A 22158-nucleotide genomic window follows, 5' to 3' on the forward strand; every position below is an offset into this window, starting at 1 on the left:
ACCAATTTGCCCATTGTAGCGCATGCACGGGAGCCCCTGCTTGCACGCCGCCATTTTTGGCGTCGCGAATGCATGCATGAGGCATGACTACAAGCGATTCTACGCGCAACGCGTTGGAACATGTCCAGGCTGGCTAATTTGAGACAATTGCTCATGGAAAGGCTATCAAGTTGATATGATTCCACCTCTAACCAGACAGGCTTTCGCATCGCAATGGACAAATCGCAACGCACGCTGCTCGATACTATCCGCGCCAACCTGTCGGAGCGGCATAAACTGGCGGGAATCGACGCCGATAGCCTGAAAAACTACCTTCTCGGCGAAATGCAGGCCGACATTGCAAGCGATGACGACAACTGGATGTCACTTGACGGCATGATTGACTGCATTGCGGATGCGCATGTCAAAGCGGACATTCTGAACAATTTGCTGATGATGCCGGGGCACTACCATCATCAGGAAATCACCAGGAAGATCCAGAATCTCGGCCATCCATCGAGCATTCCTTGCATACGCACCATGCTTGAAAGCGGCTTCGACACACTCCAATACACGTGTTCGGACGATGAAGTCATCGCCAAATGGTTCAGCCACGCGCTGGCCGACATTGGCACGCCCGAGTCCATCGCCCTGATCCGCGCATTTGCCTCGTCGCCCAATGAAGGCATCGCCGCCGAAATGCGCTATCGCCTGGAGCAGCTGGGCATCTCCTGATGCCTGATGGCCGGTCCGTGATGGCCGGTCCGCGCCTGCCGTTCACACCGCGCTGGTGAAGTCGACCGGCGCCAGCGGCGCCTCGCTCCACTGCGCCTGCGGGCTGAACGAAATGCCGTTCTTGCCGCCCTGCTTGGCCACGTACATGGCCTGGTCGGCGTCGGCCAGCAGCGCCGGCGCGCCGCGCATGAAGCCTTCCCTGCCCTTGGCGCTGGCCACGCCGATACTGGCCGAAATACGCACCGGGAAGCCGCCCGCCTCGGTGATCGAGCGGATCGCGTCGAGCGTCTGCTGGGCCACCCGCAGCGCGCCATCGCGCCCGCTGACCTCTTCCAGCAAGATCACGAATTCGTCCCCGCCCAGGCGCGCCAGCGCGTCTTCCTTGCGCAGCTTGTCCTGCACCCGCCTGGCCACTTCGCACAGCACCAGGTCGCCGGTGGCATGCCCGTAGGTGTCATTGACCGCCTTGAAGCCATCGAGGTCGATGAACATGCCCACCACCACGTCGCCGCGCCGCCCGGCCCGCACCAGCGCGTGCGCCAGCAGGCGGGTCAGCTCGCCGTAGTTGATCAAACCGGTCAGGCTGTCGTGCTGCGCCAGTTGCTTCAAGCGCTCCGACTGCGCTTCCAGCTCGGCGGTGCGCTCGGCCACGCGATGTTCGAGCGTCTCGTTGGCCGCCTGCAAACTGCGATTGACCTCGCCGATGATGCTGTAGCTGCGCAGCAGGCGTCGCGCCACGTACATCAGCAGCAGCAACAGCAAGCCCGAATAGGCGAACAAATAGGTCCGGTAGCGCTGTTTTTCGATCAGCACCTGGTCGAACGAGGTGTCGAACAGGCCGCCCAGCTTTTCCATCGCCTCGGCCGTGCGGCTGTTCGCGATATGCATTTCGAGTTCGTTTTCCAGCTGGCGGTAACGCAGGATGGCGTGCGCGTGGCGTCCCAGTTCATCGATGGTGTCGCTCACGCTGTCCGAAAAATCGCCGCGCAAGGGCTGCATCGAGGCGATCGTGCGTTCGATCTGCGCCGCCAGCGCCGGCGACGGCGCCAGGTTGTAGCGCAGGATGTCGCTCAGCAGGCTGTTCAAGGCGGTATCGAGCGCCAGCACCACGCGGCCTGGCACGATCGCCCCTTCGATACCATTCAATTCGGTCTTCAGGTCGGTGATCGCGGGCGGGAAAAAGATCAGCGAATTGCGCAGGATCGCGTTCTGAGTCTTGAACTGCTCGACCAGTTCTTCCTTCTTCACCAGCGCGCGCTTGACTTCTTCGAGCGCGTCGCCGGCCCTCGGGTTGCCGGTCATCGGCAAGGCGGCGGCCAGGCGCAGCTGCAGCTCGCGCATGCGCGGCAGCGGGGTCGAGAGCGGATCGTAGTTGCTGTTCAAGCCAATGTGCGAGCGCAGGATGTTGACGTTCCACTCCGAGTCGAGCTTTTCCAGCTCGCGCAGGTTGAGCATGACCCGGTTCTGCGCTTCGAGGTCGACGGCCTGGGTGCGGTTGAACAGCACGCCCAGCACCACCATCAGCGCGATCAGCAACAGCAGCGAGGCGACGCGGCGCCAGGAACGGAGCACCCCGCTCACGGCGCCGCTCCCGGCGAGGCGGCCGGCACCAGCTTCTCGCCGCTCAGGGTGTGCAAAAAGCGCACGATCAGTTCCTTGTCCTGCTGCGAGGCGGTGCGCCCGAGCTGGTACTTGAACATCAGTTCCACCGCCTCCTCCAGGGTGGCGACCGAGCCGTCGTGGAAGTACGGCGCCGTCAGCGCCACATTGCGCAGCCCAGGCACGCGGAACACCTTGCGGTCGATATTGCGGCCGGTCTCGCGGTAGCGGCCCAGGTCCGCGCCGCTCGTTTCCTGTCCCGGCATCTCGCGCATGGCGCCCAGTTTCTGGAACAGGTTGCCACCCAGGTTGATGCCCTGGTGGCAGGCCGCGCAACCGAAGCTCTTGAAGCGCAGGTAGCCGCGTTCTTCCTCGACCGTGATGGCGCCGGCCTCGCCGCGCAGGTAGCGGTCGAAGCGCGAGGGCGTCACCAGCGAGCGCAGATACTGGTCGAGCGCATCGCGCACGTAGGCCGGGCGCAGGGCGTCGCCGTAGACATCCTTGAACTGGGCCGCCAGCGCCTCGTCGCGGGTCAGGCGCGCGGCCACCACGTCCCAGTTGTCGGCAAATACCGCCGGCTTGCCGATGACGTGGTCGAGCAACTGCTCGACGCCGCTGTAGCGCCCGGTCCAGGTCTGGCGGAAGTTGAAACTGCTGTTATAGACGGTGGGCGTGTTAAAGCGCGCCGGTTTGCCGTCCGCACCAGGGGAAATGGCCTTGCCGTCGGCGCCGCCGCGCCGCAACTGGTGGCAGCTGGCGCAGCTGTGGGTGCTCTCGCGCGAAAAACGCGGGTCCTGGAACAAGCGCTCGCCCAGGGCGATGCGCGCAGGGTCGCCCACCGCCTTCACGGGCAGCGGCCGGATTGGCTCATTGACAAGCGCCTGGGCCGCGGCAACCCCTGCAACGCAGCAGGCGAGCGCGCCAAGAGTCCGACGCAGGGACCGGCGCAAGGTGGACAGCATCCCGTTTCTCCGTGTCAATGCCAATATCGGATCAAAGAATAGCAGGATTCGGCTCTTCCCTGTCGTCCGCCTGAGCAGGGTCGTCGCCCAGGCGCAGCGCCGCCTTGACGGCCGAAACGCGCGCGCTGTGCACGGCGTGGGCGATTTGCTGCTTGTTCTCGCCGCAGCGCAGCGCCACTTCGCCGGCGTTGACGCCACGCGCCGCGTCCAGGGCGCGCAGCAGGTACGGCCCTTGCGGATAGGGCCGGGTGCGGAAATCGTCACCCGCGCCGCCGCGCCCGCGCGAGTCGCTCTCGGCGGCCAGCAGCATCTGCCCGAAGCGGGCCGGTTTGCGGAACGCGTCGCAGCGCTCGAACAGGGTGACCAGGGTGTTGGCGCGCAGTTCTTGCGCGCGGCTGACGTTGCCGTGCTCGCGCGCGGTCATCACGGCCAGGTCGCGGCACTCTCCCGGCACCTTCAGGCGCGCGCAGACGGCGTCGATCAGCGCCAGGCCAAGCTGCTCGTGGCCGTGGTGGCGCGGCCAGTGCTCGGAGGGCGTGGCGCCCTTGCCCAGGTCGTGCATCAGGGCCGCGAAGCGCACCGGCAAGTCGAAACCGCGTTCGGCCGCGTAATCGATCACCAGCATCATGTGCGCGCCGGTGTCGATTTCGGGGTGGTGCAGCGGCGGTTGCGGCACGCCCCACAGGGCGTCCAGTTCCGGCATGATGCGCGCCAGGGCGCCGCACTCGCGCAGCACGGCGAGCATGCGCGACGGGGTTTGTTCCATCAGCGCGCGCGCCACTTCCTGCCACACGCGCTCGGCCACCAGGGCGTCGACTTCGCCGGCCGCCACCATGCTGCGCATCAGCGCCATGGTCTCGGGCGCCACCGTAAAGTCGGGAAAACGCGCCGCGAAGCGCGCCAGGCGCAGGATGCGCACCGGGTCTTCGGCAAAGGCGTCGGACACATGACGGAAAATTTTCGCTTCCAGGTCGCGCCGGCCGCCGAACGGGTCGGTGACGGTGCCGTCGTCGGCGCGCGCGATCGCATTGATGGTCAGGTCGCGCCGCACCAGGTCTTCTTCGAGCGTGACGTCGGGCGAGGTGTGGAACACGAAGCCGCGGTAGCCGGGCGCGGTCTTGCGCTCGGTGCGGGCGAGCGCGTATTCTTCCTGCGTGGTGGGATGCAGGAAGACCGGAAAGTCCTTGCCGACCGGGCGAAAGCCGGCGGCCAGCATGTCTTCGGGTGTGGCGCCGACCACGATCCAGTCGCGGTCCTGCACCGGCAGGCCCAGCAGGCCGTCGCGCACCGCGCCGCCAACGATGTATGTTTTCATGCTCAAGTCAATATTGCCTAAACCGCTATTATGGCTTGCCGCGGATTTCTTCGTCGTGATGGGCTGCGGTTTCGGTTTCGGCCAGCGCTTCGCGCACCCAGCGCGCCACCGCCGGGTGGGCCTGGACCCGCTCGCAATAGGCTTGCAGGGCGGGCGCCAGCGCCACGCCGTAGATCTTAAAGCGCATCACCACCGGCGCGAAAAAGGCGTCGGCGATCGAAAAGTCGCCGAACAAGAACTGGTGGTGGCCGAAGCGCGACAGGCACTCTTCCCAGATCTCGCTGATGCGGCCGATGTCGCCCTGCGCGCCCGGGGTGCGTCCGCGCCCGGGAAGGCTCATGCGGATATTCATCGACATGGCGTGGCGCAAATCGGCGAAGCCGCTGTGCATTTCGGCCGTGACCGAACGCGCCATGGCGCGCGCCGCCACGTCGCGCGGCCACAGATGCTTTTCCGGGAACTGCTCGGCCAGGTACTCGCAGATCGACAGGCTGTCCCAGATGGTCATTTCGCCGGCGATCAGCACCGGCACCCGGCCGGCGCCCGAATACTCGGCGATGCGCGCCGACGTATCTGGCTGGTCGAGCAGCACCCGCACTTCGTTGAACGGGATGCCGAACGCGGTGGCCGCCACCCACGGCCGCATCGACCAGGACGAATAATTCTTGTTGCCGATGATGAGCGTCAGGCCGGCCTTTTTGGCCTCGTCCAGCGTGTGCGACAGGGTCGGATCGAGTTCGGTGGTTTGCATTGTGTCGTTTTCCGGAGAAAAGTGAGAAATCAGCGCCCGGCGCGGGCGCGGTAGTCGTCAAAGCGCTCGTGCGGCGCCAGGTAGTGCGGCGCCACCGCTTCGAGCGCGCGCAGTTGCAGGCCGAGGGCGGCGGCGGTGGTGGCCTGGATGGCCGGATCGACGACGTTATCGACCCGCATCGAGTCGAGGTTGTCGCGGCTGATCAGCGGCTCGCCCGGCAGCAGCTCGAACAGCGCCGCCTGCAGGCGCGCCAGCGGCTCGGGAATGCCGAACACCGGGCGCGGATGGCCGGCATAGCGGCCCGCCAAGCGCACCAGTTCGGCCAGCGAATACATCTGCGGCCCGCCCAGCGAATACACCTGGTGGCGCGTTTTCAGGTCGCCCAGCGCGTGCACGAACGCGTCGGCCACGTCGCCCACGTAGATCGGCTGGAAATCGGTGGCGGCGCCGGCCAGCGGAATGAACGGCAGCCACTTCTGCATGCGCGCAAAGGTATTGAGAAAACTGTCGCCGGGACCGAACACCACCGATGGCCGGAAAATCGTGGCCGCCACCGAGGGCTCGGCGCGCGCGGCCACTTCACCGTCGGCCTTGGAGCGCTGGTACATGGACGGGCCGTCGGCGGCCGCGCCCAGGGCGCTCATGTGCAGGTAGCGCGTCACGCCCGTGGCGGCGCAGGCGGCCACGATGCGGCGCGGCAGCTCGACATGGACGCGCTTGAAGTGGGGCCCGTACGGCTGGCCGCGGCGCGAATGCAGCACACCCACCAGGTTGATGGCGGCGTCGGCGCCGGCCAGCAGGCGGCGCACGGTGGCGTCGTCAGCGACGTTGGCGCCGACGACATCGACGCGCGGCAAAAAGATCAGGTGCCTGGCGCGTTCGGCGCGCCGGGTCGGCACGATGACCCGTGCGCCCTCCTGCGACAGGCGCGCCACCAGATGGCTGCCGATGAAGCCGGAGCCGCCAAACACCACTACAGTCATGTCTTTCATCGTGCACGCTCCGAAATGTGCCCGCAGGCGCATCAGGGCAAGTCGTTGCCCTGGGCGCTGCGCGGCGTGATTTTGCCAAGGCGCGCCTTGAGCGACTGCGGCTTGTTCTCGAACAGCGCGGCGTAGTTGGTCGCGTTGGACATCACATTCTTCACATAGATCCGGGTTTCCATATACGGGATCGACTCGGCGAAGATGGCCCCTTCCATCGGCTCGGAGAGCTTGCCGCGCCAGTTGCGCATGCGTCCCGGGCCGGCGTTGTAGGCGGCCGTGGCCAGGGTCTGCGAACCGTCGGCGTTTTCGAGCACCATGCTCATGTAGTTCGCACCGAGCAGGATGTTGGTGCGCACGTCGGTCAGCTTGTTCTTGACGTAGTCGCCCAGGCCGATCTTGCGCGCCACGTAGGCGCCGGTGGCGGGCATGACCTGCATCAGGCCGGACGCGCCGACGCTCGACTGCGCATCCATGATGAAGCGCGATTCCTGGCGGATCAGGCCATACACCCAGGCCCGGTCCAGGCCCAGTTGCTGCGCGGTCGGGTGCAGGATGTCGTTGTGCGGCGCCGGGAAGCGCTGGGTGTAGTCGAACTGGGTGCGGGTGCGGTCCGAGGTATTGACCATGCGGTCGAGGATCTGGTTCTGGCGTGCGAATTCGGCCGCGGCCAGCAGTTCGCGTTCGCTGAACTTGCGCAGTTCCCAGTTCCACTCGCGCGTGCCTTCGGGGCGCAGGCGCAGGCTGAAGAACTTGAGCGCGCGGCGCAGGCCGGGGTTGCTGGCCATGGGCGCCATTTCCTCGGGCGTGAGGGCCGGGCCCGGCGGCGGGATCGAAATGAGCTGGCCCAGTTCTTCCAGCGCCAACTGGCCATAGAAGCTGTTCTGGTCGGCGATGCGCTGGTACAGGGCCACGGCCGCTTCGTGCGCGCCGTGTTCGGCCTGCAGCGCGCGGCCCAGCCAGTAGGTCCAACCGGGTTGGGCGCGCAGCGGGGCCGGCATCGCTTCGATGGTGGCCTTGACGGTTTTCCAGTCGCCGCGGCGCAGGGCGATGCGGGTTTTCCACTGAATCTGTTCGGCCGTGAGCGGCGCGCCGGCGCTCTTGCGCCAGTAATCGTAGGCTTCGGGGGCGAGCGTGAGCGAGGCGGCGTGCGCGATGCCGGCCCAGCCGATGGCTTGTTCCTGGGGCGACAGGCGCGGGGCGTTCTTGTTCAGGGCGACCACGGCCAGGTTCTGGCTGGTGCGCGCCATGCGGGCCACCGCCACCAGATAGACTTCGTGGTCGGCGCGGGTCTCGCCGATGCCGCGCGCCATGGCCAGCGCCGGCAGGTCGACCGCCTGCGAGGCGTGCAGTTCGGATACCCCGAGCAGCGCGGCGATGCGTTTGGCCGGGCCGGTGGCGCGGGTTTCGCCGGCCAGGCGCAGCTGGGCCAGCAGGTCGTTGGCATCGAACTGGCCCGATTGGGCCAGGGTGGAAATCAGGGAGCCGCAGGCATCGCCATAGCCGGGCGGATTGGCCAGCAGCGCACGGGCGTCGTCGGCCACTTTTTCGCCGCGCGCCACGCGCGCCATGAGGGCGTAGCACTTGACCTGGGTGTCATCGTTGAGCACGAACAGGGGATACTGCTGGTCGAAATTGGCCCAGTCGCGCGCGCGGCCCAGTTCCAGCAGCCAGTCGTTGCGCAGGCGGTCGGCGATGGCCAGGCCCTGGTAGCGCTTGAGGAAATCGCGGAATTCATCGGCGGACGCCACCCGCATCCGGGTTTTGAGCCGATAATAATCGACATACGACGGCACCGCATAGTTCTGCAGGCGCGAGGCGTAGGCATTGGCCTTGGCGGCATCGTCCTGGCGCGCGGCTTCGCGCAGCAGCAGGAAGGTATCGTCGTCGGCACGCGGGTCGTACGGGGGCGCGCTCGCCTGGGCGTACGCTGGAATCAGGCAGGCTCCGGCGGCAATCGCGAAGGCAAACAATTTCGGCAGGAACATCTGAATGCAACTCTCCATTGATACTTCATTTAACACATGACCGGCGAACCTAGAATACCATGCGGGCATGCCGCGCAGCCAGCATCGGCGCACGCAAATGATGCAAATGCACATAGTGCCGACAAGGCAAGTTTGCGCGCCACCCTAAAAGCGGCCCGGCGCGCGCTCGATCCCCTGGAAAAGGCGCGGCGCGACGCGCTGATCGGGGCACGCGTGCTGGCGTGGTGGGGTGCGCGCGAAGCGGACCCGGTGCTGGGGGTGTACTGGCCGCTGCGGGGCGAACCCGATTTGCAGCCGCTGTATCTTGAGCTGGCAAGGGCGGGCGTGCCGCTGGCGCTGCCGCTGGTGGTGGCGCCCGATTGCGCGCTGGCGTTCGTGGAGTGGGTGCCTGGGGAGGCGATGGTCAGCGACCGGATGGGGGTGGCGGTGCCGGCTGAGCAAAGGATGGTGGACCGGCCGGGGGTGCTGCTGGTGCCTTGCCTGGGGTTTACGGCGAAGCGGTACCGGCTGGGGTATGGCGGGGGGTATTACGACCGCACGCTGGAGGAGGCGCCGAGGCCGGTCACGGTGGGGATTGCATATGCGCAGGATCAGGTGGCGTTTGCCGGGGAGCGCCATGATGTGGCGCTCGATTGGGTCATTACCGAGGGGTAATTTAGTAGCCTTCCGCCGGCAGACGTTACCTTCGCCGTTAGACCAGAAAACGTCATCCCCGCGAAGGCGGGGATCCAAGTTCGTCGCGCCGTCTGCGGCTTCAGCACGAACCTGGGTCCCCACCTTCGCGGGGACGACGGTTTTGAGCGTAGCGAACGATCATCACACTCTCATCAATAAATCGAGCATCGATGCATCAAGCAGCCTTCAAGCGCTCCCACAACGCGGTCGTCGCCACCGCCTGGTTCATGCTGTAAAAATGCAGCCCCGGCGCGCCGCCAGCGAGCAATCTCTCGCACAGCTGCGTCACCACATCGAGCCCGAACGCCTTGATCGATGCCGTGTCATCCCCGAAACTGGCCAGCTTCAAGCGCACCCAGCGCGGAATTTCCGCTCCGCACATATCCGAAAACCGCATCAACTGCGTGTAATTGGTAATCGGCATGATCCCCGCCACGACGGGAATATCGATCCCCAGCTTGCGGCTCTGGTCCATGAACGCAAAGTACGCGTCGGCGTTGTAAAAATACTGGGTGATGGCCGCATTCGCGCCGGCCTGCACCTTGCGCGCGAAGTTCTGCAAGTCATCCTGCGGCGACCTGGCCTGGGGATGCACTTCCGGATAGGCCGCCACTTCGATGTGAAACCAGTCGCCCGTCTCGGCGCGGATGAACTCGATCAAATCGCTGGCATAGCGCAACTCGCCCGCGCCGCCGTAGCCGCTTGGCAAGTCGCCGCGCAAGGCCACCACGCGTTTGATCCCATGCGACTGGAACTGTTTCAGGATCGTACGGATCGATTCGCGCGTGGCGCCCACGCACGACAAGTGGGGAGCGGCGTCGTGGCCCTCGCCGAGGATCTCGACGACCGTGTCGAGCGTGCCCTGCTGCGTGCTGCCGCCGGCGCCGAAGGTGACCGAGAAATATTTAGGTTGCAGCAGCGCCAGTTTGGCGCGCGCCACGCGCAGCTTATCCGCCCCGTCGGGAGTCTTGGGCGGATAGAATTCAATGCTGAAGTCAGGAGTTGCCATCTTTTTTGAGGAGTAAGGTAGACAGCGCCCACGAGATGATGCTGTACAGGATGGCGGCGATAAAGGCCGACCAGAAACCTGACACTTGGAATCCGTCGATCAAGTTGGCGACTGCCCAAAACAGCAGCGCGTTGATCACCAGGATAAACAACCCCATGGATAGCAGGGTTACGGGCAGGGTCAGCAGTACCAGCACCGGACGAATCAGGGTATTGACCAGCCCGAGCACCAGCGCGGCAATCAAGGCCGACACCAGGTTCGTGACTTGAACCGAACTCATCAAGAATGGCAGCGCGCATAGCGCCACTGCGTTAATCAACCACGTCAAAAGTAAGCGCATAAGGGAAGCGGGAGTCCGGTTGATATGAAAAAGATATTGTGTAGAACAAAAAAACGGCGCGCTCTTTGCAGATGCGCGCCGTCGTTACCGATTAATAACGGTAGTGGTCAGGCTTGTAAGGGCCTTCTTTGCTGACGGTAATGTACGCGGCTTGCTCGTCGGTCAGCACGGTCAGTTGCGCGTTGAGCTTTTTGAGCTGCAGGCGCGCGACTTTCTCGTCCAGGTGCTTCGGCAGCACGTACACGCCGACCGGGTACTTGTCGGTATTGGCGAACAGCTCGATCTGGGCGATGGTCTGGTTCGCGAACGAGGAGCTCATCACGTACGACGGGTGACCGGTACCGCAACCGAGGTTGACCAGGCGGCCTTCGGCCAGCAGGATGATGCGCTTGCCGCTCGGGAAGATCACGTGATCGACCTGGGGCTTGATGTTATCCCACTCATATTTCTTCAGCGAAGCGACATCGATCTCGTTGTCGAAGTGACCGATGTTGCAGACGATGGCCTGGTCTTTCATGGCCAGCATGTGCTGTTCGGTCAGGATGTGATAGTTGCCGGTGCAGGTAACGAAGATGTCGCCGTGTTCGGCGGCGTAATCCATGGTCACGACGCGGTAGCCTTCCATCGCCGCCTGCAGGGCGCAGATCGGATCGATTTCGGTGACCCACACTTGCGCCGACAGCGCGCGCATGGCCTGGGCCGAGCCCTTGCCGACGTCGCCGTAGCCGGCGATGACGGCTACTTTGCCGGCGATCATCACATCGGTGGCGCGCTTGATGCCGTCGACCAGCGACTCGCGGCAACCGTACAGATTGTCGAATTTCGACTTGGTGACCGAATCGTTGACGTTAATTGCCGGGAAGGCCAGCTTGCCTTCCTTGTGCATCTGGTACAGGCGGTGCACGCCGGTGGTGGTTTCCTCGGTCACGCCCAGGATTTGCGGCAGGCGCTTGGAGTACCAGGTGGCATCTTTCGCCAGGTGGGTCTTGATCGAGTTGAACAGGCAGATTTCCTCTTCCGACCCCGGCTTGGCCAGCACCGACGGATCGGTTTCGGCGCGCGTGCCCAGGTGCAGCAGCAGGGTGGCGTCGCCGCCATCGTCGAGGATCATGTTCGAATACACCGGCTGGCCGGCGTCGCTTGGCCATTCGAAGATGCGGTGGGTGTACTCCCAGTATTCGTCGAGGGTTTCGCCCTTGACGGCGAACACAGGGGTGCCGGCGGCGGCGATGGCGGCGGCGGCGTGGTCCTGGGTCGAATAGATATTGCACGATGCCCAACGGACCTTGGCGCCGAGGGCTTCCAGGGTCTGGATCAGCACGGCGGTTTGGATCGTCATATGCAGCGAACCGGTGATGCGCGCGCCTTTGAGTGGCTGGGCCGCGGCGAATTCCTCGCGGATAGCCATCAGGCCGGGCATTTCGGTTTCAGCGATCTTGATTTCCTTGTCGCCCCAGGCGGCCAGGGAAATGGCGGCGATATGGAAGTCTTGCGAAGATTTGAGTACGGCGTTCATCACGCCCTCCTTTCAGTTAGAAAAAAGTAACGTGAGCGCAGTTGCGGTGGAATTTCCGAGCCTGGCGAAATAGCAATTTCGTCGCAACGCTCCTCGGAACTAAGAAGTGTAGCCGCTAACGTCAAGTTGCGCCAGCCAAATTTCTCGGGTGCGGCAAAAGCGCCTACGCCTGGGTGCAGAGCACCTACAACCGGGGTCAGAGGTTTAACTCGAAACATTTCTAGTTAAAGCTCTGACCCCGGCGCAGGATTTCGGGTAAATCGAAATAGCGGCCCCCATTTCGTCAGATTCTTGCGCTTTTAGCAAGAACAGCCCCGAAACGAACACCGGGGTCAGAGCTTTAACTAGAAATGTTTCGAGTTAAAGCTCTGACCCCGGTTTAGAGGCAAACCGCGTTTGTTGGCGGTTTGCAGAGTGTTGCTTAGGACAGGCCGGCTTCGGCGCGCAGCAAGGCGACTTTGTCGGTGCGCTCCCACGTGAATTCCGGCTCTTCGCGGCCGAAGTGGCCGTAGGCCGCTGTCTTCTGGTAAATCGGACGCAGCAGGTCGAGCATCTGGACGATGCCTTTCGGTCGCAAATCGAAGTGTTCCATCACCAAGGCGGCAATTTTTTCGTCGGAAATCACGCCCGTGCCTTCGGTGTACACAGTAATATTGATCGGCTTGGCCACGCCGATCGCGTAGCTGACCTGCACCTGGCACTGGCGCGCCAGCCCGGCCGCCACCACGTTCTTGGCCACGTAACGGGCCGCGTAGGCCGCCGAACGGTCGACTTTGGATGGGTCCTTGCCCGAAAACGCGCCGCCGCCGTGCGGCGCCGCGCCACCGTAGGTGTCGACGATGATCTTGCGACCGGTCAGGCCGCAATCGCCTTGTGGGCCGCCAATGACGAAGCGACCGGTCGGGTTGACCAGGTAGCGCGTGTTGTGCAGCCATTCGGCCGGCAACACTTTCTTGATGATTTCTTCAATCACCGCTTCTTCGATCTGCGCGTGCGTGACTTCCGGCGCGTGCTGGGTCGACAGCACCACGGTGTCGACGCCAACCGGACGCCCGTCCACGTAGCGCAGGGTCACTTGCGACTTGGCATCCGGACGCAGCCACGGCAGGCGGCCATCCTTGCGCAGCTGCGACTGGCGTTCGACCAGGCGGTGCGCGTAATGAATGGCGGCCGGCATCAGCTCGGCCGTTTCGTCGCAGGCGTAGCCGAACATCAGGCCCTGGTCGCCGGCGCCCTGGTCCAGGTCGAGCCCGGCGCCTTCGTCGACGCCCTGGGCGATGTCGGGCGACTGCTTGTCGTAGCAGACCATCACGGCGCAGCCGCGGTAGTCGATGCCGTAGTCGGTGTTGTCGTAGCCGATGCGCTTGATGGTTTCGCGCGCGACCTGAATATAATCGACGTTGGCGTGGGTGGTGATTTCACCGGCCAGCACCACCAAACCGGTGTTGCATAGGGTTTCGGCGGCAACGCGCGCTTTCGGGTCTTGCTCGAGGATGGCGTCGAGGATGGCGTCCGAAATCTGATCGGCAACTTTGTCTGGATGGCCTTCGGACACGGATTCGGACGTGAAGAGATAGTCGTTTGACATGCAATGCTCCTGTTACTGTGTGAGATGAAAGTCGCAGTAACCGGGTTGCCTGCGACGCTTTAGCGACATTTATATTCCGCTTCGCAAGTTGTCTATTAACTCGGCGGATCCTGCATACGTGGTATTTTACGCTCCTTGAGAAATTTTGGCTAAGCAACTAGCCGTTTGTTGAACCACAGTCAAAAACCATGTTAGTTCCTCTTTTCCGTACCTTATCGAAGTTGCCATTGCCGGTCCTGCATGTCATGGGCGCCGCGCTGGGCTGGTTCGTGTATCTCGCCTCCCCTTCTTACCGCAAGCTGATGCGCACCAACATGCGCGCGGCCGGCTTCGGCCAGCATTTGTCGGCCGCCATCGCCGAGTCCGGTAAGTCGATCATCGAACTGGCCTTCGTGTGGTGCGCGCCGCCCGGGAAAGTGGCGAGCATGGCCACCGACGAGAACTGGGACTATGTCCAGTCGGTCATCGACAGCGGGCGCGGCATCATGTTCCTGACCCCGCACCTGGGCTGCTTCGAAATCACCGCCCAGCAGATCGCGCTGCGCACCAAGCTGACCGTGATGTACCGCCCGCCCAAGCAGGCCGCCCTGAAACCGCTGATCGAGGGCGCTAGAGCGCGCCACAACCTGCACCTGGCACCGGCCAACCTGTCGGGCGTGCGCATCCTGGCCAAGTGCCTCAAGCGGGGCGAGCCGATCGGGGTGCTGCCGGACCAGGTGCCGCAGCAGGGCGAAGGCGTGTGGGCGCCGTTTTTCGGACGCCCGGCCTACAGCATGACCCTGCCGGCCAAGCTGGCGCAACTGGGCAATGCCGAAATCATCCTGGTGTACGCCGAGCGGCGTCCCGCCGGCCGCGGGTTTATCGTGCGCTTCGTGCCTTTCGGCCAGGAACTGGAGGGCAGCCCCGCCGAGCGGGCGGGCATGATCAATCGTGCCATGGAGCGGTTGATCGCGCGCTGCCCGGCCCAGTATTTCTGGAGTTATAACCGCTACAAGCAGCCCGGCGGCGTGCCCGCGCCCGACGCCCAGGTGGACGCATGAAGGTCTTGATTGGCCTGGTGTGGCTGATGCACTGGTTACCGCTGCCCGTGCTGGGACGGGTCGGCACGGGCGTGGGCAGCCTGCTTTTCCTGGTGCTCAGGAAACGGCGCCATATCGCCCTGACCAATCTGCGCCTGTGCATGCCGGAATTGTCGGAAGCGCAGCGGGTGGTGCTGGCGCGCCAGCATTTCCAGTCGTATTCGCGCAGCGTGTGGGAGCGCGGCATTTTGTGGTGGGCGCCGCAAGCGCGCTTGCGCCGTTTGATCAAAGTCGAGCCCGGCGTGCCTCTGGCGCAGATCGCGGCCAGGCCGACCATCCTGCTGTGCCCGCACTTCGTGAGCCTGGACGTGGCGGGCGTGGCGGTGATGCTGGAAACGAGTTTGTGCTCGATTTACGTACCGCAAAAAAATGCCGTGTTCGACGAGGTGCTGCGCAAGGGGCGTTCGCGCTTTCGTCCGGTGCAATTGTTTTCGCGCAAGGAGGGAGTCAAGCCGATCCTGCGCGCCATGCGCGATCACTTGCCCTACTTTATGCTGCCGGATATGGATTTTGGCGACAAGGATGCCGAGTTCGTGCCGTTTTTCGGCATTCCGGCCGCCACGCTCACCGCGCCGGGACGCATTGCGGCGGCCACCGGCGCGCAGGTGATTCCGGTGGTGGCGACATTCTTGCCGAATTACACTGGCTGGAAGGTGACGTTTTATCCGGCCTGGGAGAATTATCCGGGCGATGACATGGCCGAGTCGGCCCGCCGGATGAATGCCTTTATCGAGGAGCGGGTGCGCGAGGCGCCGGCCGAGTATTTCTGGACGCACAAACGCTTCAAGACCCGCCCGCCCGGCGAACCGTCGCCGTATCTGAAACAATAGTTGTTTCGCACTATACTGAGACGCATGAAACTCAAATTTACCAAGATGCACGGCGCCGGCAATGATTTTATCGTCATCGACGCCATCAGCCAGCAGCTCGATTTCACACCCGCCCAGTGGCAGGGCCTGGCGGACCGGCGCTTCGGCATCGGCGCCGACCAGATCCTGGTGGTGGAAAAAGCCCAGGGCGCCGGCTGCGACTTCCGTTACCGCATCTTCAATAACGATGGCGGCGAAGTCGAGCAGTGCGGCAACGGCGCGCGCGCCTTCGTCAAGTTTGTCACCGACAAGGGTTTGACGGAGCAGTCCAGCATCCGGGTGGAAACCATGAAGGGCGTCATCACGCCGCGCCTGGAGGCCGATGGCAGCATCACGGTGGACATGGGTGCGCCGGTGCTCGAACCGGCCGGGGTGCCGTTCGATGCGTCCGGGCTGGGCGGCTGGGCCGAGGGGCGGGATACCTTGTGGCCTTTGCCGATCAAATATCAGGGTGGCAAGACAGTGTTCGTGTCGGTGGTGTCGATGGGCAATCCGCACGCGGTGCAGGTGGTCGATGATGTCGACCTCGCGCCGGTGGCAGACACCGGGCCGCTGATCGAGGCGCATGCGCGTTTTCCGAACAAGGTCAATGCGGGGTTCATGCAGGTGCTGGACCGGCATCACATCAAGCTGCGCGTGTACGAGCGCGGCGCCGGGGAAACGCTGGCCTGCGGCACTGGCGCCTGCGCGGCCGTGGTGGCCGGGATCCGGCGCGGATTGCTCGATTCGCCCGTGCGCGTGACTGCGCGCGGCGGGGAGTTGTCGATTGCGTGGGCCGGCGATGGACAGCCGGTGATGCTCAGCGGACCGGCGGTGACGGTGTTCGAGGGCGAGATTGAGGTCACTTCCGGCCGCTAGATTGACGACCGTCGCTCCCGGCCTCGGCCGGGAACGACGGTGTTGAGGTTCCCGGCCCTCCCCTCACGCCGCCATCTCGTACGCCTCCACCTCCCCCAGCTCGGCATGCTCGGACTCCGGCACCAGGGTCTTGAGCCGGTACAGCCGCTGCCGGTAATTGCCCTCCGGACCGCTCGGCCCGCAGTCGACGCCGTCGAACAGGCGCACGATGCGGTCCAGCGCGTGCCGTTCGTGCATCGAATCGATCACCACCAAACGCCGCTTGCTGCGCCCGTAACTGCCGCGGATATCGATCACCAGGCAATGCCCCTGGTCGGCCGCCGTTACATCGAGCAACAACGCTTCGGCGCGCGTCAGCCCGAACAGGGCGGCCAGCTCGAGACGCGCGGCCAGCAGCGGATGCGCGCCGCCCAGCTCGTACGCCGCCAAGGCCCCGGTTTCGGTGTAGGCCGCGCCGTCGCAGCGCGGGGCGATCTTGTGCAGCGCCGTGGCCGCCAGCGGACAGCCTTGCAGCGCCGCCTTCTGTAACCAGTACACCGCCCGCACATCATTGTTTTCATTCTCGCGGCGCGCGCGCCAGGCGCTGTTGCCGCACTCGAGCTGGGCGTCGCGGTAACCCATTTCGGCGGCGCGCTCCAGATAGCGCTGGGCGTCAAGCACGTTGCGTTGGGAGAACTCGGGCTTGACGTAGATGCGCGACAGCGCGTACCAGGCTTCGGCCAGCCCCTGGTTGCCGGCCAGGGTCAGCCAGCGGATGGCTTTCTTGAAGTTGGCCGAGCCTTCGCCCACGGCGATGCGCTTGCCGTCGACCTGCATGCGCGCGCACCACAGCCCCACGGCGAACTGGGCATGAGCATCGTGCTCGGCTGCGGCCAGCTCGAAGAAATGGCGCATCTCGGCGCCCAGCGTATCGGAACGGCCGGCATCGCCATCGGCATCAGGGTCGCCGGCAGCGGCCCCCAGCGCGCGCGCGCAACGCGACAGCAAGGTGACGTCCGCCGCACCGAGCCCGCTGGCGGCGCGCGGCGTCGTGCCCAGCTGGCGCACCAGGGCCCGCGCCAGCGGCAGTGCGCGCTGCGCGTAGGCGGCCAGGCGCCCTTCTTCCCAGTCGGTGTCGAGTTGCGACAACTGGCCCTGCGGCAAGCCGCTCTCGGCGGCGCGCTGCAGCCAGCGCGCATCGACCGTGCGCTGCGGCGCCGGCGCGGGCGCCGGACGCGCCAGCGGCGCCGCCGGCGACGCCACGTGCGCCTCGGACGCCACCGTCAGCGCGCCCGCCAGGCGCCGGTGCTGCGACAGCAGCCACTGGGCTTCGGCCAGGCCGGCCGCCGCGCCCGCTTCGAGCGCGCGAAAAGCTTTTTCGCGCCGCTCGGGGCCGGGCGTGGCGCCGCCATGCCCGCCTAAGATCAATTGGGCCAGCACCAGCCCGGCACGCAGGTTGCCATCGTCGCAGGCTTGCTCGAACCAGCACGCCACCGGCCGCTGGCTCTGCACCGCCACATCGAAGGGAATATGGGTGCCGATCAGCTGGCAGGCGCCGGCGCTGCCTTGCTGCGCGGCACGGTCAAGCCAGTGCAGGGCCGTCGGCAGGCTTTTGGGCAAGCCGGCGCTGCCGAACAGATAGAGGGTTCCCAGGTCGAGCTGGGCTTGGGCGCGGCCTGCGCGCGCGCCCCGGATGAGCGCTAGTTCTTCGCGGTTTGCCATGATTGTTGCCATCACCTTGTTGGAGAAGCCCCGGGAGGAGATTGCCTCCTTGAGCCTGCTACGCCGCATGGTGCCGGTCTAGTTGCCAATATACAACAGTTGCCTGGCTGATGCGGGTGCAGCCGACGTTTTAAAGTCTACGTCAGGCGCGCGGCGCGATGGCCGCTGATGGCGACTTCCTTGATTTCGCACAAAGCTTGTTAGTAAGAATATCCGGGATACCGCATGAAACGATTTCATAAAAATGACGAAGGTCTTGCCTGTATCAATACGCAGCGCCGTTTCATAAATACAACAACACTGCCGGAATGATTGGCTTTCAACCAATTCTACCCCTCATAATCGACCAGGACAGCCACGCTGGACATGGCCAAGCAATAAGGTTTCTTAATCCGGGTGTTCAGTAGATTGAAAACTCAAGGCACTTGCGGATTCGACTGTTTCACTTTTAGGGACGTGTACATGAAAAAATCACTGGTCGCTCTGGCAGTTCTGGGCGCAAGCGCCGGCTTTGCACAAGCACAATCTTCTGTGGTCATCTACGGCACCGTTGATGCCGGCATGATCAAACGTACTGACCAATCGCTGGCCATCGGCAAGCGCGCGAATAACACCCTCGGTTTCAAAGGCGTGGAAGACATCGGCAGCGGCCTGAAAGCCTTGTTCCAGCTCGAAATTCGCTATGAACCGGACTCGGGCACCATCGAGCAGGGCGGGGGCGGCGTCCAGCGTCCGCTGTTCCAGGGCCAGAGCCGGGTCGGCCTGCAAGGCGCCTTCGGCATGGTGCGCCTGGGACGCGGCCTGACCGCCTTCCAGGAAAGCAGCACCCAGTTCGAGCCGTTCCACGGTGTGCCGAGCCCGGCCGGTTTCCAGACCGACCTGATGGTCGCCGGCTACACCTCGGACCCGCTCGGCTCGGTGGGCAATTCGACCAACCGCTTCAACAACGCCCTGTTCTACAACTCGAACGTCTACAACGGCTTCCAGATCAATGCCACGGTCGGCACCAAGGAAGCGAGCACGGGTTCGGCAGCCATCGTCGGCCGCGGCACCCTGGCCAACCCGCAATACCGTCCTGGCTCGGAAGCGTCGGCCAATCCTTACTCGGTCTCGGCCACCTATACCGGCGCGGCCGGTTCGCTGATGCTGGCCGCCGAACGCAACGCGGTCGAATCGCGCCTGCTCTCGATCGCCGGCTATGTGATGGCCACGCCGGAACTGAAACTGATGGCCACGCGCGTGCAGCAAGACCGCGGCCATACCCTGTTTAACAGCGAAGAAGCGCGTTCGTGGGTGGTTGGCGCCAATTACAAAATGGGCCAGGGCAAAATCCTGGCCGGTTATGGCCAGAAGAACCAGGGCGCTTTGAACCAGGGCATGCAAAAGACCAAGCAAATGTCGATCGGCTACGAATACAGCCTGTCGCCACGCACCTATGTGTATGCTGATGCTTCCAACAAGAAAGGCCCGACCATTCCATCGAGCATGAATATCTATGCATTGGGCGTGAATCACGCTTTTTGATGCAGTGCGATATAAATCGCATGCAACATAAGTCGGTCGGATAAAACAAAGGGCGGCGATGGCAACATCGCCGCCCTTTGCCTTTGACGGCGCAGGCTGTGGTGTTTCAGATAAGACGGTATTGACGTTTTTGCTTCGTCTGTGTCTTTTTCGCAACCAGCACTTGCGTGCGCGATCGGCTTTCTGTACAAGGCTAAAAAACGATGGCATATTGGTTAAAACGAATTAGTACGCACGTTCGTTTTTATATAAAATAATCTCCTGGAGACACAATGAAAACAAAATTAATCGCTGGTGTAATTGCTACCTGTTTCGCAGCCCCGGTCCTGGCCCAGTCCAGTGTGACCATTTACGGTATTGCCGATGCTGGTTTCATGAAAACCAAAGGTGAATCGGCCAAACTCGTCAGTGGCATCGCGGACGGTTCGCGCATCGGTCTCAAAGGTACCGAAGACATCGGCGGTGGTTACAAGGCCATCTTCAATCTGGAAGCGCGCGTCGAACTCGACACCGGCACCCAGAGCCCCGGCCTGGTGAACGCGAATCAAGGCTTTTACCTGACCAAGGGCATGGATGCCTTCAAGACCCCGGCCCTGGCGCCGACCCTGGCGACCCTGCGCGCCGGCCTGCAGCCGGCGATCGCCGTCAATGCCGAGAAAGCCCTGTTCGACCGCACCGCCATGGTGGGCGTGGTCACGCCCTTCGGCGCCATCCTGGTCGGGCGCATGTACACCCCTGGCTACGAAGTGTTCGCCGCGGCTGACGCGTTCGAAACCGGCACCGGCGGCACCTGGGGCGGCATCACCGGCGGCACCGCCGGCTTCACCGCGCTGGGCGCGGACATCCGCTCGCAGAAATCGATCCAGTACCGCATCGCCACCCCGTCCGGCTTCGGCGGCTCGCTCATGTACGGCACCAAGAACTCCGGCTACCTGGGCCGCTACAACAAGTTCATGGGCGGCGCGATCACCTACAAGACCAGCATTTTCGACATCGGCGTCGGCCACAACCAGGGTGAAGACCTGCAAGGCCGCAAGAGCCTGACCACCACCACCGTGGGCGGTTCGGTCAAGGTCGGCGACTTCAAGCTCTTCGCCGGCTACCACGACCAGGTCAACCGCAATTCGGCCCTGCTGGCCGATTACCTCGCCGTGTTCAACGGCCAGGTCGCTCCGGGCCTGCGCGCCGCCGGCGTGCCGGCTGCCAACGTCGCCGCCCTGACCAATATCTACACCACCAACATCACCCGCAACAGCCAGGTCGATGCCAGCAGCTACCAGTTCGGCCTGCACTACCGCCTGGGCCAGGGCCGCCTGATGGCCTCGGCGGCGCGCCAGAACGACCGCACCGTGTCGAACAGCGATGCGACCCTGGTGGCGGTCGGTTACGACTACAACCTGTCGGCCCGCACCGATGTCTACACCGTGCTGTCGCATATCAAGAACCAGAACGACGGCCAGTACACGCCGGGCGCGGCCGGTTCGCCGGGCGGCTTCACCAAAGTCGCTGGCGAAGACAGCCACGCCATCCAGATCGGCGTGCGTCACCGCTTCTAAGCACGGCGCGCGACCATCCCGCACTGCAAAAAGACGCCTCCGGGCGTCTTTTTGCGTGTGAGCGCACGCTGTCGGTTAGAATTGCGGGACGTTTTTTCGCATGCAACACGATTCCCCGCACTAAGTAAGTGTGCAGAAATTATTGTGATTTCTAGCGAACAGAAGCGGATGCCTGGCAAGGCGCACGCCGCTAGCAGTGCGAGCACTGCTAGCAGCCTGTCGGACTTGGAGAGTCGAAGCGAAAAAATAGCTGGGCGAGGCCAGATTTTGACGATTTCGCAGTGCCAATAGCGAGCTATTGGCCGAGAAAGCGGCGAAATATGGGCCGTCCCAGGTATTTTTGCAGCCGACGATCCCAAGTCCGACAGGCTGCTAGCGGTGGGCAACGCAGCAAGGCGCCGCTTATGAAAGCTAGAAATGACAAGAATTTTTGCGCACTTACTTAAGACTTCACGTAAAGACTTTCAATGACCGCCATTCTGGACTCCACCGCCGTCGCCGACTACCTGGCCGACCATCCGACTTTTTTCCAGGAACACGCCAATCTGCTGGGCGAGGTTAAGCTGTCCAGCCCGCTGACCGGCAAGGCCGTCTCGCTCCAGGAGCGCCAGATGGAAGTGATGCGCGACAAATACAAGGCGCTCGAACTGCGCATGTCGGACCTGGTCCGCCTGGCCGAAGCGAACGCCGCCATCGCCAACAAGTTCCACGGCTGGACCCAGACCCTGCTCAAGACGCGCCACGACGGCGACATGCCGCGCGCCCTGGTCGATGGCCTGGCCACCCATTTCGGCGTGCCCCAGGCCACCCTGCGCCTGTGGAACCTGGCGCCGGCGCATGCCGGCAACTGGTACGTCAACGGCGTGTCGGAAGATGCGCGCCTGTTCGCCAACAGCCTGCTGGCGCCCTACTGCGGCAGCAACCACGACTTCGAAGCGGTGCGCTGGCTGGCCGACGCGGGCGCGGTGCAGTCGACCGTCATTTTGCCGCTGCGCAGCAACGGCAGCGCCTTCGGCCTGCTGATCCTCGGCTCGCCCGATCCGGAACGCTTTACCGCCAGCATGGGCACCGATTTCCTGGTGCACATCGGCGAAACCGCCAGCGCCGCGCTGGCGGCCTTGCGGGCCTGAC

General features: G+C 63.9%; 19 protein-coding genes and 1 riboswitch. Of the genes, 8 read left to right on the forward strand and 11 right to left on the reverse strand.

Features of this window, described 5'->3' with window-relative positions:
* Nucleotides 1-213: 213 nt before the first annotated feature.
* A complete protein-coding gene (locus tag F2P46_RS17045; protein WP_166891942.1) occupies nt 214-714 on the forward strand; it encodes a hypothetical protein in 501 nt (166 codons plus the stop codon).
* Nucleotides 715-756: 42 nt separating this feature from the next.
* Here the strand turns inward: F2P46_RS17045 and F2P46_RS17050 are convergent, their stop codons facing one another.
* From F2P46_RS17050 to F2P46_RS17075, 6 genes are all read right to left on the reverse strand, one after another.
* Complete coding sequence (locus F2P46_RS17050) at nt 757-2295, reverse strand: DAHL domain-containing protein (protein WP_368737923.1); 1539 nt, start codon at nt 2293-2295, stop codon at nt 757-759.
* A complete protein-coding gene (locus F2P46_RS17055; protein ID WP_368737924.1) occupies nt 2292-3161 on the reverse strand; it encodes a cytochrome-c peroxidase in 870 nt (289 codons plus the stop codon). The genes F2P46_RS17050 and F2P46_RS17055 overlap by 4 nt, the downstream gene beginning before the upstream one ends.
* A 145-nt stretch (nt 3162-3306) precedes the next feature.
* Nucleotides 3307-4590 (reverse strand): multifunctional CCA addition/repair protein, encoded by a 1284-nt coding sequence (locus tag F2P46_RS17060; protein WP_166891948.1) that lies wholly within the window; start codon nt 4588-4590, stop codon nt 3307-3309.
* A gap of 28 nt (nt 4591-4618) precedes the next feature.
* Nucleotides 4619-5341, reverse strand: a complete 723-nt coding sequence (locus F2P46_RS17065; protein ID WP_166891950.1) for a glutathione S-transferase family protein — start codon at nt 5339-5341, stop codon at nt 4619-4621.
* Between the two features lie 29 nt (nt 5342-5370).
* Nucleotides 5371-6333, reverse strand: a complete 963-nt coding sequence (locus tag F2P46_RS17070; protein WP_166891953.1) for a complex I NDUFA9 subunit family protein — start codon at nt 6331-6333, stop codon at nt 5371-5373.
* Between the two features lie 32 nt (nt 6334-6365).
* Complete coding sequence (locus F2P46_RS17075) at nt 6366-8330, reverse strand: lytic transglycosylase domain-containing protein (protein ID WP_229509327.1); 1965 nt, start codon at nt 8328-8330, stop codon at nt 6366-6368.
* Between the two features lie 114 nt (nt 8331-8444).
* Between F2P46_RS17075 and F2P46_RS17080 the strand changes: the two genes are divergently transcribed.
* Entirely contained in the window at nt 8445-8966 is a 522-nt protein-coding gene (locus tag F2P46_RS17080; protein ID WP_229509328.1) for a 5-formyltetrahydrofolate cyclo-ligase, read from the forward strand.
* Nucleotides 8967-9162: 196 nt separating this feature from the next.
* Here the strand turns inward: F2P46_RS17080 and metF are convergent, their stop codons facing one another.
* The 4 genes from metF to metK form a co-directional block, all read right to left on the reverse strand.
* Nucleotides 9163-9996, reverse strand: a complete 834-nt coding sequence (gene metF, locus F2P46_RS17085) for a methylenetetrahydrofolate reductase [NAD(P)H] (RefSeq protein ID WP_166891959.1) — start codon at nt 9994-9996, stop codon at nt 9163-9165.
* A complete protein-coding gene (locus tag F2P46_RS17090; protein ID WP_166891962.1) occupies nt 9983-10336 on the reverse strand; it encodes a phage holin family protein in 354 nt (117 codons plus the stop codon). Before F2P46_RS17090 ends, metF begins: the two co-directional genes overlap by 14 nt.
* A gap of 91 nt (nt 10337-10427) precedes the next feature.
* Nucleotides 10428-11852 carry an adenosylhomocysteinase gene (gene ahcY / locus F2P46_RS17095; RefSeq protein WP_166891966.1) on the reverse strand — a complete coding sequence of 475 codons (1425 nt, stop codon included), beginning with the start codon at nt 11850-11852 and terminating at the stop codon, nt 10428-10430.
* 26 nt (nt 11853-11878) lie between these two features.
* Nucleotides 11879-11953, reverse strand: a riboswitch (S-adenosyl-L-homocysteine riboswitch).
* A 320-nt stretch (nt 11954-12273) separates the two neighbouring features.
* On the reverse strand, nt 12274-13440 hold the full coding sequence (gene metK / locus F2P46_RS17100) for a methionine adenosyltransferase (RefSeq protein ID WP_166891968.1): 1167 nt from the start codon (nt 13438-13440) through the stop codon (nt 12274-12276).
* 188 nt (nt 13441-13628) lie between these two features.
* On the opposite strand from metK, the gene F2P46_RS17105 reads away from it, so the two are divergent.
* Genes F2P46_RS17105 through dapF form a run of 3 tightly spaced genes read left to right on the forward strand, consistent with a single transcriptional unit; the run spans nt 13629 to nt 16246 of the window.
* Nucleotides 13629-14480 (forward strand): lysophospholipid acyltransferase family protein, encoded by an 852-nt coding sequence (locus tag F2P46_RS17105; protein ID WP_166891971.1) that lies wholly within the window; start codon nt 13629-13631, stop codon nt 14478-14480.
* The gene (locus tag F2P46_RS17110; protein WP_166891974.1) at nt 14477-15349 is read left to right on the forward strand and encodes a lipid A biosynthesis acyltransferase; all 873 of its coding nucleotides are present in this window, start codon (nt 14477-14479) and stop codon (nt 15347-15349) included. Before F2P46_RS17105 ends, F2P46_RS17110 begins: the two co-directional genes overlap by 4 nt.
* A 24-nt stretch (nt 15350-15373) precedes the next feature.
* Entirely contained in the window at nt 15374-16246 is an 873-nt protein-coding gene (gene dapF / locus F2P46_RS17115) for a diaminopimelate epimerase (protein ID WP_166891977.1), read from the forward strand.
* A gap of 63 nt (nt 16247-16309) precedes the next feature.
* Here dapF and F2P46_RS17120 read toward each other — a convergent pair whose 3' ends face one another.
* The gene (locus F2P46_RS17120; RefSeq protein WP_166891980.1) at nt 16310-17947 is read right to left on the reverse strand and encodes an SEL1-like repeat protein; all 1638 of its coding nucleotides are present in this window, start codon (nt 17945-17947) and stop codon (nt 16310-16312) included.
* A 462-nt stretch (nt 17948-18409) separates the two neighbouring features.
* Between F2P46_RS17120 and F2P46_RS17125 the strand changes: the two genes are divergently transcribed.
* From F2P46_RS17125 to F2P46_RS17135, 3 genes are all read left to right on the forward strand, one after another.
* Entirely contained in the window at nt 18410-19471 is a 1062-nt protein-coding gene (locus F2P46_RS17125; RefSeq protein ID WP_166891982.1) for a porin, read from the forward strand.
* A 272-nt stretch (nt 19472-19743) separates the two neighbouring features.
* Entirely contained in the window at nt 19744-21027 is a 1284-nt protein-coding gene (locus tag F2P46_RS17130; protein WP_166891984.1) for a porin, read from the forward strand.
* 467 nt (nt 21028-21494) lie between these two features.
* Nucleotides 21495-22157 carry a DUF484 family protein gene (locus F2P46_RS17135; protein ID WP_166891987.1) on the forward strand — a complete coding sequence of 221 codons (663 nt, stop codon included), beginning with the start codon at nt 21495-21497 and terminating at the stop codon, nt 22155-22157.
* The last annotated feature ends 1 nt before the right edge of the window (nt 22158 follow it).

This window comes from Massilia sp. CCM 8734 (assembly GCF_011682155.1).
Lineage (GTDB): Bacteria > Pseudomonadota > Gammaproteobacteria > Burkholderiales > Burkholderiaceae_D > Telluria_A > Telluria_A rubra.